15 protein-coding genes are annotated in these 13,790 nt (G+C 38.0%); 4 read left to right on the forward strand and 11 right to left on the reverse strand.

The genetic code is table 11. The annotated features are described in order from the left end of the window. Positions 1-98 precede the first annotated feature (98 nt). On the reverse strand, positions 99-455 hold the full coding sequence (locus WCV65_RS20780; RefSeq protein WP_338779120.1) for a YciI family protein: 357 nt from the start codon (positions 453-455) through the stop codon (positions 99-101). Between the two features lie 229 nt (positions 456-684). Here WCV65_RS20780 and WCV65_RS20785 point away from each other — a divergent pair, with 229 nt between their 5' ends. After that, positions 685-1,899, forward strand: a complete 1,215-nt coding sequence (locus tag WCV65_RS20785; protein WP_338779122.1) for an MFS transporter — start codon at positions 685-687, stop codon at positions 1,897-1,899. A 183-nt stretch (positions 1,900-2,082) separates the two neighbouring features. Here the strand turns inward: WCV65_RS20785 and WCV65_RS20790 are convergent, their stop codons facing one another. Beyond that, complete coding sequence (locus tag WCV65_RS20790) at positions 2,083-3,138, reverse strand: DUF5105 domain-containing protein (RefSeq protein WP_338779124.1); 1,056 nt, start codon at positions 3,136-3,138, stop codon at positions 2,083-2,085. Positions 3,139-3,382: 244 nt separating this feature from the next. Between WCV65_RS20790 and WCV65_RS20795 the strand changes: the two genes are divergently transcribed. Further along, positions 3,383-3,814 carry a terpene synthase gene (locus WCV65_RS20795; protein ID WP_338782394.1) on the forward strand — a complete coding sequence of 144 codons (432 nt, stop codon included), beginning with the start codon at positions 3,383-3,385 and terminating at the stop codon, positions 3,812-3,814. 112 nt (positions 3,815-3,926) lie between these two features. Here the strand turns inward: WCV65_RS20795 and WCV65_RS20800 are convergent, their stop codons facing one another. From WCV65_RS20800 to WCV65_RS20820, 5 genes are all read right to left on the reverse strand, one after another. Beyond that, on the reverse strand, positions 3,927-4,397 hold the full coding sequence (locus tag WCV65_RS20800; RefSeq protein WP_338779125.1) for a DinB family protein: 471 nt from the start codon (positions 4,395-4,397) through the stop codon (positions 3,927-3,929). A 409-nt stretch (positions 4,398-4,806) separates the two neighbouring features. Next, the gene (locus WCV65_RS20805; RefSeq protein WP_338779127.1) at positions 4,807-5,391 is read right to left on the reverse strand and encodes a recombinase family protein; all 585 of its coding nucleotides are present in this window, start codon (positions 5,389-5,391) and stop codon (positions 4,807-4,809) included. A 308-nt stretch (positions 5,392-5,699) separates the two neighbouring features. Then, positions 5,700-6,752, reverse strand: a complete 1,053-nt coding sequence (locus tag WCV65_RS20810) for a DUF1835 domain-containing protein (protein WP_338779129.1) — start codon at positions 6,750-6,752, stop codon at positions 5,700-5,702. Positions 6,753-7,241: 489 nt separating this feature from the next. After that, positions 7,242-8,162 carry a hypothetical protein gene (locus tag WCV65_RS20815; protein ID WP_338779131.1) on the reverse strand — a complete coding sequence of 307 codons (921 nt, stop codon included), beginning with the start codon at positions 8,160-8,162 and terminating at the stop codon, positions 7,242-7,244. Positions 8,163-8,234: 72 nt separating this feature from the next. Then, positions 8,235-8,369 (reverse strand): hypothetical protein, encoded by a 135-nt coding sequence (locus tag WCV65_RS20820; protein WP_338779133.1) that lies wholly within the window; start codon positions 8,367-8,369, stop codon positions 8,235-8,237. Between the two features lie 142 nt (positions 8,370-8,511). On the opposite strand from WCV65_RS20820, the gene WCV65_RS20825 reads away from it, so the two are divergent. Both WCV65_RS20825 and WCV65_RS20830 read left to right on the forward strand, forming a co-directional pair. Beyond that, positions 8,512-9,108 (forward strand): helix-turn-helix transcriptional regulator, encoded by a 597-nt coding sequence (locus WCV65_RS20825; protein ID WP_338779135.1) that lies wholly within the window; start codon positions 8,512-8,514, stop codon positions 9,106-9,108. Positions 9,109-9,113: 5 nt separating this feature from the next. After that, positions 9,114-10,679, forward strand: coding sequence for a recombinase family protein (locus tag WCV65_RS20830; protein ID WP_338779137.1), 1,566 nt, complete (start codon positions 9,114-9,116; stop codon positions 10,677-10,679). On the opposite strand, the gene rlmH is transcribed toward WCV65_RS20830, so the two are convergent. From rlmH to WCV65_RS20850, 4 genes are all read right to left on the reverse strand, one after another. After that, the gene (gene rlmH, locus WCV65_RS20835) at positions 10,651-11,130 is read right to left on the reverse strand and encodes a 23S rRNA (pseudouridine(1915)-N(3))-methyltransferase RlmH (RefSeq protein ID WP_338779139.1); all 480 of its coding nucleotides are present in this window, start codon (positions 11,128-11,130) and stop codon (positions 10,651-10,653) included. The genes WCV65_RS20830 and rlmH overlap by 29 nt on opposite strands. A gap of 82 nt (positions 11,131-11,212) precedes the next feature. Continuing rightward, entirely contained in the window at positions 11,213-11,368 is a 156-nt protein-coding gene (locus WCV65_RS20840) for a CxxH/CxxC protein (RefSeq protein ID WP_066098973.1), read from the reverse strand. Between the two features lie 327 nt (positions 11,369-11,695). Continuing rightward, positions 11,696-12,910, reverse strand: coding sequence for a trypsin-like peptidase domain-containing protein (locus WCV65_RS20845; RefSeq protein WP_338779143.1), 1,215 nt, complete (start codon positions 12,908-12,910; stop codon positions 11,696-11,698). Positions 12,911-12,979: 69 nt separating this feature from the next. Beyond that, positions 12,980-13,774 carry an MBL fold metallo-hydrolase gene (locus tag WCV65_RS20850; protein WP_035410557.1) on the reverse strand — a complete coding sequence of 265 codons (795 nt, stop codon included), beginning with the start codon at positions 13,772-13,774 and terminating at the stop codon, positions 12,980-12,982. Positions 13,775-13,790: the final 16 nt, after the last annotated feature.

Raw genomic sequence — 13,790 nt, forward strand, 5'->3', positions numbered from 1 at the left:
GTGCTATTACAAAAACCATTATAGCAATTTTTTACATATGTTGTTACTATTGGAAGGGTTTATTTTTAAATCGCCGTGCATTGCATGAATGATTGCCCCTATGCCTCAGATACTTGACGCATTTCAATCTGGCCTTCACCAAATCCCTGCGGGTCCGGCATCCGGAGAGCCCACTCTATGGCATCTTCCCTTGACTTCACATCAATTAGGATGAAACCGGCAATCAAATCTTGCGTTTCCGTAAATGGACCCTCTGTCATCAGAGGTTCTTCCCCTTGTTTAGAAAAAGAAAGGCGGATTCCATTTGAACTTGGATGAAGTCCTTTAGCCATTACCCGCACGCCTGCATTAACTAATTCCTCATTGTATCTCGTCATAGCTTCCATAAGCTCTGAGCTCGGGAGATTTCCGGCTTCCGAGTTCTTCGAGGCTTTGACAATCAGCATAAACAGCATAATCATTCCTCCTTTTCTATTTGAGACAGTTTCTATCATTATTCCATAAGAACAAAGCCCATCCCTGCTGGTGGCTTTAAGCGTAAAGAAATTTCAATAATGACCTGTCTCACTGCAGTATGTCGAGGAGGGACAGGCTCCATTTTTTTGAACTATAAAAACGGTTTATGGTATGATGATTAAATTGTTTATGGAATACGTTTTTATTCATCCAAGAAAAGAGGTACTTATGAACACCGCAGAATTGACCAGGCGGCATTGGCTGCTCATCTTCACACTCGCTTTATTAACATTCGTACTCGGCACGAGCGAATTTGTAATCGTCGGAATCCTGACCGATATTTCGTCGAGCCTTCATATAACCAATTCAGCAGCAGGCACACTTGTTTCTGCTTTTGCGATGACATTTGCCATTGCAACACCACTCGTCATGTCCGCAACAAGCCATTTTCCAAAACGAAAATGGATGCTGTTTTTAATTGGAGCGTTCATCATTCTGAATGCCTTGTGCGTTATATCGTCAAGCTATATTCTGCTCCTCGTACTTCGAATGCTGACTGCGATTGTAACAGGCGTTTTGATCTCCCTTGCCATGATGGTGGCCAGTGACACCATGCCGGCTGCAAAACGCAGCCTGGCTATCTCATTTGTTTTCGGCGGTTTTACGCTCGCAAACGTAGTGGGCGTTCCAATCGGAACGGTCATTGCGGATTCGTATAACTGGAATGCAACCTTCCTGCTAACCACTTTTCTTGGAGGACTTGCCTTTATAGCAGCCTTTTTCATCCTGCCCGAGCTGCAAAATCAAGCCCGCAGCTCAATAAGGGATCAATTCTCTTTATTAACACACCCGAGAATCCTAATGGCCTTTTTCATCCCATCTCTTGGATTCGGAGCAACGTATGTTGTATTCACATACCTCGTGCCGCTCCTGAACGAAATGGCAGCGCCAAGCCAGTCCATCAGTCTCATCCTGTTCGGCTATGGATTCATCTCGATCTTCAGCAACATCCTTGCCGGCAAAATCGCCAGCCACAACGCGATTGGAAGACTCCGGTTCGTTTTTCTCGTCCAAGCCATTGTCCTTATCGCTCTATACTGGACGACAAACGATCTTATTATCGGATTGATCAACATCGGCCTGATGTCCCTAATGGCCATCCTGTTAACAACATCCACCCAGCTCTATCTAATCGACCTTGCCGGGATCTACCAGCCGAAAGCAACAGGCCTTGCCGCCTCATTAATGCCCGTTGCTAGCAATGTCGGGATCGCTTTTGGTTCCGCATTAGGCGGACTCGTTTACCATCAAGGGGACTTGATGAATGTGACCTGGGTTGGGGGACTGGTCGCAATTGCCGCGAGTGTGCTGACTTTTGTGAGTTATCGGTTGGATCAAAAAGAAAAAGACATCAGCAGGAGGGAGAAGCTGCGGATGTCTTGAGGAATTTTTAAGGAAGTACCGAGGACCATTGATTGGTTTTTTGTGCTTCTTTTTTAAAATGATTTTTTTCACCTTAATATATTCCTATCTAGAGAAGGCAAAAAAATAAGCCGCATATGCGACTTATTCATGAATGGTTACTTGTTGTAAAGGAGATTTGCAGAAGATACCCTGCTCCTTTTGTCAGCGGGACCCTGATGCAAATACTTCCACAATCCTTTCACTATTGTAATCTTCTGTATCAACCGACCACTTGTCATCCTTCTTAATCATTTTAATTTCCAATGGGTCTCTTCCTTGCTGGACATCCAATGAATTCAGCACAGCATCGAACTTCTCCAAGGCATAACTCTGAGCTTTCTTGGAGTCATAGTCATTGGTTTTTTCCTTATATTCGCTTTGTAAATCAGACATGGTTTCATATGAATCATCTAAAGGCACTGTGGAATATTCAAGCGTAACGACCGCCCTGTCATTGGCATATGCCTTTGGCTCAGCTTTAAGTTTTGCCTTTTCAGCAAGTACGGATTTGTAGCTGGTATAGTGCTTGTCCACTTCTTGAGCAGGAATGGAATTATATACGTTACTTTTCAGGCCGTCGTTGAAGCTTGATTTTGCTTCTTCCTGAAGTGCCCGCTTATCAGCGGAGACATGCTTTTCAAAATCCGGATTTTCCTTATCCAGATAAATGGTCTCGATATAGGCTGTCAAAGCTTTCGCAGGATCCTCCATCAGATCCAGACTGTCTGCATATTTTTCTGTATCCAGTTTCAGTGTAACTTCCTTTAGCTTATCTTCATAATTCTCGGAACGAGGTTTGATCCCAATTTCATATGTCTCTCCCTTTTCTACTTCAAAAAAAGCAGGGATAGTCTTTTCTTTGTCGGCTCCGATGCTCCCTGGCATATCTGGCTCCAGTCCCAAATCAGAAGAATAGACATCTCTTTTCGGGCTCAGCTCCTTTTCCCCTTGGTATAGCTTGATTCCATCCATTGAAGAAATGGTAAAAGCTGAGTCTGAGTTGTTCTTTACCTTTAAGTTGACCATCAGGACACCCGTATCCTTCTCCGATACGCCGTCATCCTCACCTGTCAATATGTATGAAGCATCCGCCACTGACACATCCAACTCCTTGCTCTTACCGCTGCCGGCATTTGCCTTCTCCCCAGAGCCGCCGCATCCTGCTGTGACTGCCATCAGCATACCCGTTAAAACTAGTAAACTTCCTTTTCTAATCATTCAAAAATCCTCCCAGTTAGTTCAATTGTATTAGTTCCGTTTCGACATTCCATTTCCCTCAAATATGGAAACATAAACCATATATGTATGACTATTGAACTTTTTTACAGATACTAGTGCACGTTTCTAACTTAGAATTAGATACCATAAATGATTCATTAGAGAAGATCGTCCCCGTACTTTCCAAAATCACGAACATGCTTTAAAGTCATGATAAAACATGTAGTAGGGGCGGGAGAAAATGATGATATCACTTCATAGAATATTAAGATTACGTGATTTAGAAATCTTTCATGTACTAAAAAACGGAAATATTCTAGCTTATGTAGTAATCGAGGATACTAGAAATCCTTTTACTGAAGAAGACAAGAAAATGGATCCTTTATGTTATATGGACGAAGAAGACATAAATAAGACTTTAAATGTTTTAAGAATTTCATTAGTTAACGATGAAGCTTTAACAGAAGAAGATTCATTTACTTTGAGAACGTACTTTTCGGATTTTGTGAATCATACAAATTTGACGAATTTCATTATTAAAGAATATATTCAAGAAGACTTGTATGATCATGACGATAATATAGAGTCTTTCAATAAGATCTTACAAAATATTGGTTCAAATTATATTATTAAAGAATTTGATGAGAAAAATTGGATTTATTTATCTCAAGATTAAGTAAGCAAAGAGACGATTCTTTGTAAAACTCAATTCTGCGACCGTAGAAATTAAAGCCACTCAAAATTAGCTTGAGTGGCTTGCTTTTCATAAATGTTATTGGGTTATCTAATTACCTTTTTGAAGGCCATGAGCCCTGCATTTTTCTTAATTGAATAATTTGACCTGTATGATAAGCATCATGAAGCATGATATCCAGTAATTTTCTTTCCAGAGAATCGTTGTCGAGCTCTGAGTCGGAAATTGTACTCAACACCCGTCTTAAATTACGTTGGGCACTTACAGAACGTTCCACCACTACTTTCCATTCATGATCATCAAGAGATGGATGGGTAAGGTGAAAAGTTTCATCACCGTCGAGATTATTTGTCCATTCAATGCCTTCCAATTTTGCAGCCAGTCTTTCTTTGTAATAGATAAGATGATTAACGTTCTCCCAAATACTTTTTGTCGCCTCACCAGATGGTTTCCAATTAGCCTCTTCAGCTGTAAGTCCTTCTATAGCGTGTATAAACGGTGCATACCAGCTTTCTTGATCGAATGTTGAATCCAGTACATTTAGAAGCAGGTCCGTTCGTTTCACTGTTATATCCCCCTTGAATTCCATTAATAACTGCCTTTGTTAAAGATTCTGTATTTTAATGAAACATCCTGCTTAGGGATTATCTCGTAATTGAGAGTATGATTATATGACCGTTTTACAAATAACAAAAAGAACCAAATCAATTTTGATTTGGTTTAATGTCATATTGAGCAACTTTACTATTATTTATGATACGGTTCAGCGAATATCACCAAAGAACATAGTTAATTTTGAACATAAAGTATTTATATCAATTTAACCATTATCCCCACTAAATATGGGGATTTTTATTTTAAATCAACTTGTGGGAGTTGAAGTGCTATTACACATATGAAATAGATAAGTGTTGTTTTAGGTGAAAACCATCCCCCCATAAGAACGAAAGACACTCTTTTAAGTGCCTTATTTCTCACTTAATACCTTCTCTATCCAACAATCTATAAATCGTACCTGTACCTACCTTAAACGTTGTACGAATATCATTAATGGACTTCCCTTGCTTATAAGCTTCAATTATTGCTTTCATTCTTTGCTCTTCTTTGCCACCTTCAACTAACTTTGTTTTTCTCCCTTTGAATTTGCCTTGACTTTTGGCAATCTCTATTCCTTCCTTCTGTCTTTGCTTAATCATTTTACGTTCAAACTGTGCTAGACCAGAAAAAATAGTAAAAAGAAATTCGCTCATAGGATTGTCATCAGATAAGTCCAACCATTTATCTGTTATGGATTTTAATCCAGCTCCTTTACTCTGGATGATTTCTACAATTGTTAGAAGGTCTTTTGTAGAACGAGATAAGCGACTTATTTCATGAATGATTACCGTATCACCCGCTTCAAGTTCATCTAACATTCTTTGTAGTTCGGGTCGTTCCATTGAAGCACCACTAAGCTTCTCAATATAAAACTCTTTACATCCTGCTTCCTTCAAAGACTTCTTTTGGCGAGCGATGTTTTGACCTTCACTACTAACACGTATGTATCCGACAGTTTTCAATTTAATCCACTCCATTACCGTTATCTTTAATTATATTTTACTGTTAATTACGGTAATAGTCAAACAGTAATAAAACTATATCACTAAACCCTTGATACTATTGGATTTCGGTTTTCATATGTTCATTACCGTTTATGTGTAGTCTATCGGTAATAAGGAAACATTCAACTCTTACCCAATCAATCCAACAAAACAGCATTACCCCATTGTTGAAGGTAATGCACACGTAATAGTTAAATAACTATAATCAAATACTGCCGAAACAGTCCATTTGCTGTTAAAGTAAAGTACCCATTCTTAGTATATGGTTAGCTAGATTTTTCTGGTTCACCATTTTTACTAAATTTAATACTGTAATATGCCATTGCTTCTAAACTACCTTCGTATTCAAAGATTCCTTTTTCGATTAATTTTCTAAGCCTATATTCCAGAAATCCATCTCCTATATATTGAAAAATGTGTCCATATACTTCCCCAATTAACCTTGCCGATTTAATAAATCCTTTTTTCTTACCTATTACCTTCTTGGCTTTTTCAATTATAAAATTGTCATAATAGTCTTCAGAAACATTCTTAATTTCACCATTTTCCCATATTCTCAACATACCAGAGTTTTCTGAAAGACTTAACCAATGTTTTTTAAATTCTGCAGGCTCTAAGTTGCTTAAAATCTTTTGATTCTCTTTACTATATTTGTAAATGGTTTGCAATTCTTCTAAGGTTATTTCGCCTGAAAAAAGTGGAGCAAACTTTTTAGACTTTTTCTTAAATAACTCTTTGTATAATTTCCCAGTATCAACTTGATAGATGTTGTTTTTTCTATCGCTTAACAAGTGCATTGTAAAAAGAAGACCTGTTTGTTCATGTGCATTTTCTGAAACCCATATATTAATTGGAACATTTTCTGGAATAGACGATAATTGAGTAAGTGCTTTCTGAAGATAATCTACATAAACTTCTGTTTCTTCATCATGAAAATTGTTTTTTATCCAATCAAATCTTTCTTTTTGACCATTTTCTGTTTCTAAATTTCTTATTGGAGCAACAGCAAAATTATCGAAAAATGTAATAATAAAATCTTCTTCCAGAACATTCAATTCCTTTAATACTTGCCTTAAATACGAGTATCCAAAAATTACATGGACTTTTTTGTAATTACCTTTATCGAATGTAATTGTTTCTTTAGGTTCTTCTGGATTAAGAATATCGTTATAAATTTCTTTGAGGTCATCTGAAAAATCAACCAATGAATATTCCTTATCATCCAACATATCAATTCTAAGAAGAATATGAAAGAGGTATGACCGTACCTCTCGTTCTGGCATGTCTTTAACTATTTTTTTCAACTGAATAATATCCACTTTAAAAACCCCTTATCAAATTGAGCTGTTGATATGTGCAGTATATCAAACCTCTAAGTTTAATATCCAATTCCAACAAATTATAATTACTACTTAACCGTAAATAGTATTAATTCTCTTTCTTCAACAACCACTTTTTAGTTGAAAAAGCCATACGACCATTCACACGTAAAAATATCTTAATTGACAGGTTTTTGGATATATTTGCACGTAATAGATATTTAACATATTGTGGGAGTGAAACACTAGTTTCACCAAAAAATCCCCTGTAATGAGGACTTTTTGGTTTGATTAAACTTATTGTTTCCATAGTTACCTATTAGTCTTTTTTAACCTTTTATGTTTAAGATAACGTTTTGAATTTGTTCACACTTCAAAAGTATGTTATTTGAGAGGATTTTCTTATGTTTCATACGTGGAATATTTAATAGAGATTTCGTGGCTACATCACTATTTTATGTTTTTGTCCATTTGTATAAAATATTTCTTTTATTCTATACTTTTATAATCAATTACCAAGTCAGATAACTGATTTAGTTTTAGAAATTCAATTTCCTCAACCCATTTTTTTCTTGCGTAATAGGTTGACCCATAAATTTCTTTAGTTATTGTATCTCCAAGATAATTATTTATAGTATTAAATCCTATGACTGTTTCAACTCTATTTATCTTCTGATTCGACAACCATTCATAAGAAAGATTCATAATATTTACCCCTGATTCATTAAATGAAATTTGCTCCATTACTTTTTGAGTAATTATTTTAAAAAAATAAACGGTTAATACTTCTATTGCTTTCCTATCTGCGTATATTTCCTGTATGTTTTTATATGATGGACTAATTTCCATTCTTAATATGCCTTCTGCTCTTGAAATTATATCCTCAGGTTGTTTATTTACCTTGCACTCCTTCTGTTTATCATAAAACATGATTCTACTACTCTTATTTTTATAAATCACAGTTTCACTTTGATTAATACAGTATGTACTTTTGTAAGGTAACTTCTTTGTACCTAAGTATTTTATGTAATCGCTCACTTTGTTTCCTACTTTAAAATTCCAGCAAACGTCAATTCTTTGTACAATCCATTTTGACCTTTCCACAATAATTCCAAATAACTCCTTTAACTTCTGTTCAAGCCTTTCCCAAAAGGTGTTTATATCGCTTTTATTAATCACATGTACATTTTGTCCATATAAAAATTTCGGAATAGATAACTGGATTATTAGGCTTTTGGTATTGGAGTAATAAACTATGTATGGAATTTCATCCTGTTCTAGCATGTATCGGTCATTTAATACGCCTGTTTCCCTATCGTAATATGTTGTTGTTTTTACATTTCCTATATTTTCAAATACTTCTTTTTCAATATGTATGTTTACCAACTTCATTTTTACTGTATCAAACATGGTCAATGCTCCTTTCTTGAATTTAATAAAGATTTCTGTATGTTATAAGAAATCCATGCTACTTATATTACCTTATGCTACCTCAATTTCTTTTACAGGCTTTTCTTTTGTTTCACTTTGTTTAACTGATTCATTTTTAGGAAGTAGGTCTATAACAATGGTTGAAAGCTTATCTAAAAACAATTCAAAATTTGTTTCTTTTTTCATTTGGTAACACCCCCTTTTCTAACGAGTAAACACATTGTAGCATGTTAGTAGCATATTGTCAATATCATGCTACTTTTTAACTTGACTTATATGCTACCTTTATGCTACAATTCAATTGCAACATCAAAGGAGTGAGAAAAAAATGAATGAAACTAGCTTTGGGCAAGAATTGAAAAAGCTAAGAAAACATGTTGGGATTCCATCAAAAGAATTATCACAAAAAGTAGGGAAAGCAGTCACTTATGTATCTCAGCTGGAACGTGAATTAATTAAAAACCCTTCATTTGATACATGTTTACAGATATTGCTAGAACTAGGTTTAAATAAGGAAAATGCCGAAAGAATGCTGAATTATTATGGAATACATTCAAAAGAGGAAAAGCAAGCTGAATTAGAATTGGCTGTAAAACTAGATAAAGAACTGTCATGGAAAATTAATTCTGGTTATTACAGTAAAAAATTCGAACAAATTGAAAGGAAAAGGAAATTATTTTTACAATTAGTTGATAATCATTTAGAAACGCTTGGGCGTTATGATAATTCAAGGGCTGACATGATTCTTAGCAATCTTATAGAACTGCTGAAAAGCGAAGAAAAAGCTGATTTACTTTTTACACTTTTTGAAAATGACTTTTCTAAATTCGATTATATGGAAATGCAATTAATTTTTTCGAATACAATGAAAGATTGTAAAAAGCTAATGACGGAAAAAATTATTAATTCATTTGAGGAGGAATGATACATATGAAAACAAAAGTAGCATTATATGTACGAGTTTCTACAGAAGACCAAGCAGAAAACGGTTATTCCATTGATGCACAACTGAATACTTTAAGAAATCATTGTGAATCGTTAGGGAAATCAATCGTTGAAGAATATATTGATAAAGGTATTAGTGGTAAATCAATTAATGGAAGAAATGGACTAAAAAGACTATTAGAGGATGCCAAAAAGGGAAAATTTAATGAAGTTATTGTTTGGAAAATATCACGCTTAGCACGAAATACAATTGACTTATTAAAGATTGTTGAAGAATTACATAAAAATAATGTTATATTTCGCTCTTATAGCGAAAATTTTGAAACTGAAACCCCAATGGGGAAATTTGCTTTACAAATGATGGGGGCAGTTGCCGAACTTGAAAGAAATACAATCGTAGACAATGTAAAATTAGGGATGACCCAAAGAGCCAAAGAAGGAAAGTGGAATGGGGGCAGTATGCTAGGCTATGCTTCTAAAGATAAAGAGTTGATAATTATTGAAGATGAAGCTAACCTTGTTAGATATATCTTTGATTTATATATAGGTGGCAAAGGTTATAAGGCAATTGCCAATAAATTAAATCACGAAGGTTACAAAACAAAACGTAATAAAGCATTCTCAATAAATTCTGTAAGAACAATTATTACTAACCCCTGTTACGCTGGATTTATCCGATTTAATCAAGTTGAGAATTGGAATGAAAAAAGAAGAAAGGGAACAAATAAAACTCCTGTCATTGTTAAAGGTGAACATAAACCTATTATTAGCGAGGATATTTGGGAAAAAGCAAAATCCATTTTAAATCAGAAATCACATAAACCAGCTAAAACATTTACTGGTACTTTCCCATTAACAACATTGTTACGATGCCCAATTTGTGGACAGGGAATGATAGGACATAAAGCAAAGAAAAACAAGAATGGTAATGAATACATTCGTTATTATCAATGTGGGAATTTTCATTATAAGGGTAGCAGTGTATGTAAATCGCATTTAGTAAATGCTGATATTGCCGAAGAATATGTTTTTAAAAAAATTGAAGAACTAACATCTAAACCCTCTGTACTAAAGGGAATTGTAGAGAGGGTCAATAGGGAAATCAAAACCCATAAACAGCCAATTCAAAACAACCTAAATTACGTAACTAAGTCAATACGTGATAATGAAAAGAGCATTCGAAAATTAATGACTATCATTGAAACACAAGATAATTTCCCACAATTAATACTAAAACGAATTGAAGAACTAGAAATTAAACAAAATGAACTAATAGAAAAGAAAAAATACTTGGAGTTTGAATTGAATAAACCAACTGTTAAAGAAATTTCCTTCGAGCAAGTTTCAAATATTTTAAGTGCATTTTCTAAAATATTGCCTACTCTGCCCCCAGAACAACAAAAGGATTTTCTACACTCTATTATTAATAAGATTACTGTTTATAAAGGTAATTCCCCTAGTAAAAGAAACATCAAAGATATTGAATTATTCTTTGATGTTTCTTCTTCACCAAACTATGTGCTTACTTATGGTACGGTTCCCCCCGATTAATCCGGAAAGCCCGATAAACCTGCTCCACTAAAATTAATCGCATGAGCTGATGCGGAAACGTCATCTTTGAAAACGACAGCGTATCATTCGCCCGCTTCATCACCGCATCACTCAATCCAAGCGATCCGCCAATCACAAAGGCAACCTTACTTTTCCCATAAGTCGCAAGCCTGTCCAGATCCGCAGCAAGCTGCTCCGACGATTTCATTTTTCCCTGAATCGCCAGAGCAATGACATGAGTATCATCCGAAATTTTTGCCAGGATCCGCTCGCCTTCTTTATCTTTGACGATTTTCATATCCTGCTCACTTAAATTTTCGGGCGCTTTTTCGTCTGCAAGCTCGATAATTTCCATTTTTGCGTAAGGGCCAAGCCTCTTCAAATATTCGTCGATTCCTTGCTTTAAGTATTTTTCTTTTAGTTTTCCTACCGTTATAATCGATATATTCACAGGTTATCCCCACTTTAAATTACGATATTCACAAGAGTTATCCACAATTGTGTATTTCCCATCCACATCCGGGGGCGAAAGTTTATTCCCCCACTATATATATGGCTGGGTTTTCGCACAATTCACAGGTTGTGGATAACCTGTTGGTTTCTTCAATTTTCATTATTTCCGGAGCCAATTCGTGCTCGTCAACATACATATCTATCGCTGTTTCGACATGATCTGCACATGCTTTCATGCTATTCCCTCCTTATCCACAGGTGGATTCTCTACTTATTTTACACCAAACATCTCATTTATCCACACCCTAAATTAAAAAGGGGGATTTGCAAAATTGTCTTCTAACTATGTTGAAGTGTTCCCAAATTTAAAACACCTGTTGATTGGAGCGGAAGGCGAGAGACTCCTGCGGGAGCAGCGGGACAGGTGAGACCCCGCAAGCGCCTGGCGCTGAGGAGGCTCACCGCCCGCCCCGCGGAAAGCGATCGCCTGCAGCGGAAATCAACAGACTATTTTCAAGGGGTATTAAAAAAATGGAGAGCTGCTTTAAGCGCCCTCCATTTTTTTAGCTGCCCTGCGCCTGAGATTCCCCCAACCGAACATCCGCCGATTGTTTCTTCCCTGAACGGTAATACGTAATCGAAATCGTATCACCTGGCTTTAGTTCGTAAAGCACCTTGCGCAGTTCAATAATATCCTTAATATCCTTGCCATCCATTTGCGTAATGACATCCATCTGCTTAATGCCAGCTTTTCCTGCAGGAGAGATCGGGTCGGATTCGAACACAACGACGCCTTTTGTCACACTCTTCGGAAGCTTGAGTGTTTCCTCCTGGTGGTAGCTCGACACTTCATCAAGAGAACGCATGCTGAGTCCAAGGAACGGTCTTCTTACTTCTCCGTACTTCTCAAGATCCTCAATGACCGGCTTCGCGATATTGACAGGAATGGCGAGGCCGATTCCTTCAACGGATGATTCGGCAATTTTCATGGAGTTGATGCCGATGACTTTTCCGTCGATGTTGATGAGGGCGCCGCCGCTGTTACCCGGATTGATGGCTGCGTCGGTTTGAATGACCTCGGAGTTCCAGTCTGGCTGTCCGTCGCCGTTCTCATCAATCGGAATGGCACGTTCCGTTCCGGAGATGATTCCCTGCGTGACAGACCCGGCAAATTGAAGGCCGAGGGGATTTCCGATCGCGATGGACGGCTCACCTGGTTTGACCTTGTCGGAGTCTCCGAAAGGAGCGACGTTTTTGATTTTGTCGCTGCTTACCTGAAGGACGGCAAGATCGGTCAGCTTGTCGCTTCCGAGAATCCTGGCCTTGATTCTTGTGCCGTCGGAGAGACTGATTTCAACCTGGGTGGCGCCTTCAATCACATGATGATTTGTTACGATGAAGGCATTGCCGCCGTCTTTTTTATAGATAACACCGGAGCCGGTTCCCGCTTCTCCGCTGCCTTCTTCCTCTTCCCAGAATCCGGACTGCTGGATATTGATGACGCCGACAACCGAGCTTGATACCTTGCTCACGATATTGGTAATGTCGGAGCTGACGTTAACCGAAACCTGCTTCTCGGGGCCAGCGGGCTCATTCGTACCGGTATTGTTTTCTTCCTGCTGAAAATTCCCGTTGACGAAATCATTAACGGTCGGGCCGGCAAAGAGGACGATGAGCCCTCCGAGTATGGCTCCTGTAATTCCAGCCAAAAACCAGCCGCCGCGGTTGCCTTTTTGCCTGCGAGGCGGCTCTTGATAATCCTGATCATAATACCCCATGTTTCCAGCTCCTTTTTTTCGCATGCTGCTATTGTTTATTATACTCAAGCTTGTGCAAAAAAATAATGATTAAACGGCTGTTAACGGAGTTGGCTTTATCGGATCGGTATCATAAAGGCCGATTCCGTCGCCTAAAACGAAGCCTTTGCTTTCCAATGTCTGCTGAACCGACATTCTCGCGAGATCCTTCATGTTGTTATCCTTGCTGAGATGGGCAAGATAGATTCGGGAAGTATGATCGCCAATGACGTCCGACATTGCTAGGGCGGCATCCTCGTTTGAGACGTGGCCGACGTCTGAGAGAATGCGGCGCTTAATGCTCCATGGGTAATGCCCCATCCGGAGCATGCTGACGTCATGGTTGCTTTCAAACACAAAGGAGTTGGCGTCCTTGATCATGCCTTTCATCCGGTCGCTGACGTAGCCTGTGTCCGTAATGAGGGCAAGCTTGCGCCCATTATGATGAAAGACGTAAAACATCGGTTCGGCCGCGTCATGCGAGACGCCGAAGGACTGGATATCCAAGCCTCCGAATGTTTTGACTGTATCGGTTTCAAAATGGAATTTTTGCTCAGACGGAACTTCTCCAATCAGCTTTTCCATCGCATTCCATGTTTTGCCGTTCGCATAGACCGGCACCTTGTGCTTTCTTGCAGCAACCCCAAGGCCTTTAATGTGGTCGCTGTGTTCATGGGTAATAAAAATTCCGCTCAAATCGTCCATGCTTTTGCCAATCTGGCTCATGAGCAGGCCAAGCTGTTTATTGCTTAAGCCGGCATCCACCAAAAAAGATTGTCCGTCCGCTTCTACGTAAATGGCGTTCCCCGTACTCCCGCTCGCAAGTACGCTAAATTGCAAGCTCATGTCTGTCACTCCAATT

The organism is Metabacillus sp. FJAT-52054 (genome assembly GCF_037201815.1).
GTDB lineage: Bacteria > Bacillota > Bacilli > Bacillales > Bacillaceae > Metabacillus_B > Metabacillus_B sediminis.

Excerpts from the sequence above, each read along its gene's own strand:
- WCV65_RS20790 (WP_338779124.1), bottom strand. The coding sequence starts at position 3,138 with ATGATTAGAAAAGGAAGTTTACTAGTTTTAACGGGTATGCTGATGGCA.
- WCV65_RS20850 (WP_035410557.1), bottom strand. The coding sequence starts at position 13,774 with ATGAGCTTGCAATTTAGCGTACTTGCGAGCGGGAGTACGGGGAACGCC.
- WCV65_RS20825 (WP_338779135.1), top strand. The coding sequence starts at position 8,512 with ATGAATGAAACTAGCTTTGGGCAAGAATTGAAAAAGCTAAGAAAACAT.
- WCV65_RS20840 (WP_066098973.1), bottom strand. The coding sequence starts at position 11,368 with ATGAAAGCATGTGCAGATCATGTCGAAACAGCGATAGATATGTATGTT.
- WCV65_RS20830 (WP_338779137.1), top strand. The coding sequence starts at position 9,114 with ATGAAAACAAAAGTAGCATTATATGTACGAGTTTCTACAGAAGACCAA.
- WCV65_RS20785 (WP_338779122.1), top strand. The coding sequence starts at position 685 with ATGAACACCGCAGAATTGACCAGGCGGCATTGGCTGCTCATCTTCACA.
- WCV65_RS20780 (WP_338779120.1), bottom strand. The coding sequence starts at position 455 with ATGCTGTTTATGCTGATTGTCAAAGCCTCGAAGAACTCGGAAGCCGGA.
- WCV65_RS20795 (WP_338782394.1), top strand. The coding sequence starts at position 3,383 with ATGATATCACTTCATAGAATATTAAGATTACGTGATTTAGAAATCTTT.
- WCV65_RS20815 (WP_338779131.1), bottom strand. The coding sequence starts at position 8,162 with ATGTTTGATACAGTAAAAATGAAGTTGGTAAACATACATATTGAAAAA.
- WCV65_RS20820 (WP_338779133.1), bottom strand. The coding sequence starts at position 8,369 with ATGAAAAAAGAAACAAATTTTGAATTGTTTTTAGATAAGCTTTCAACC.
- WCV65_RS20845 (WP_338779143.1), bottom strand. The coding sequence starts at position 12,910 with ATGGGGTATTATGATCAGGATTATCAAGAGCCGCCTCGCAGGCAAAAA.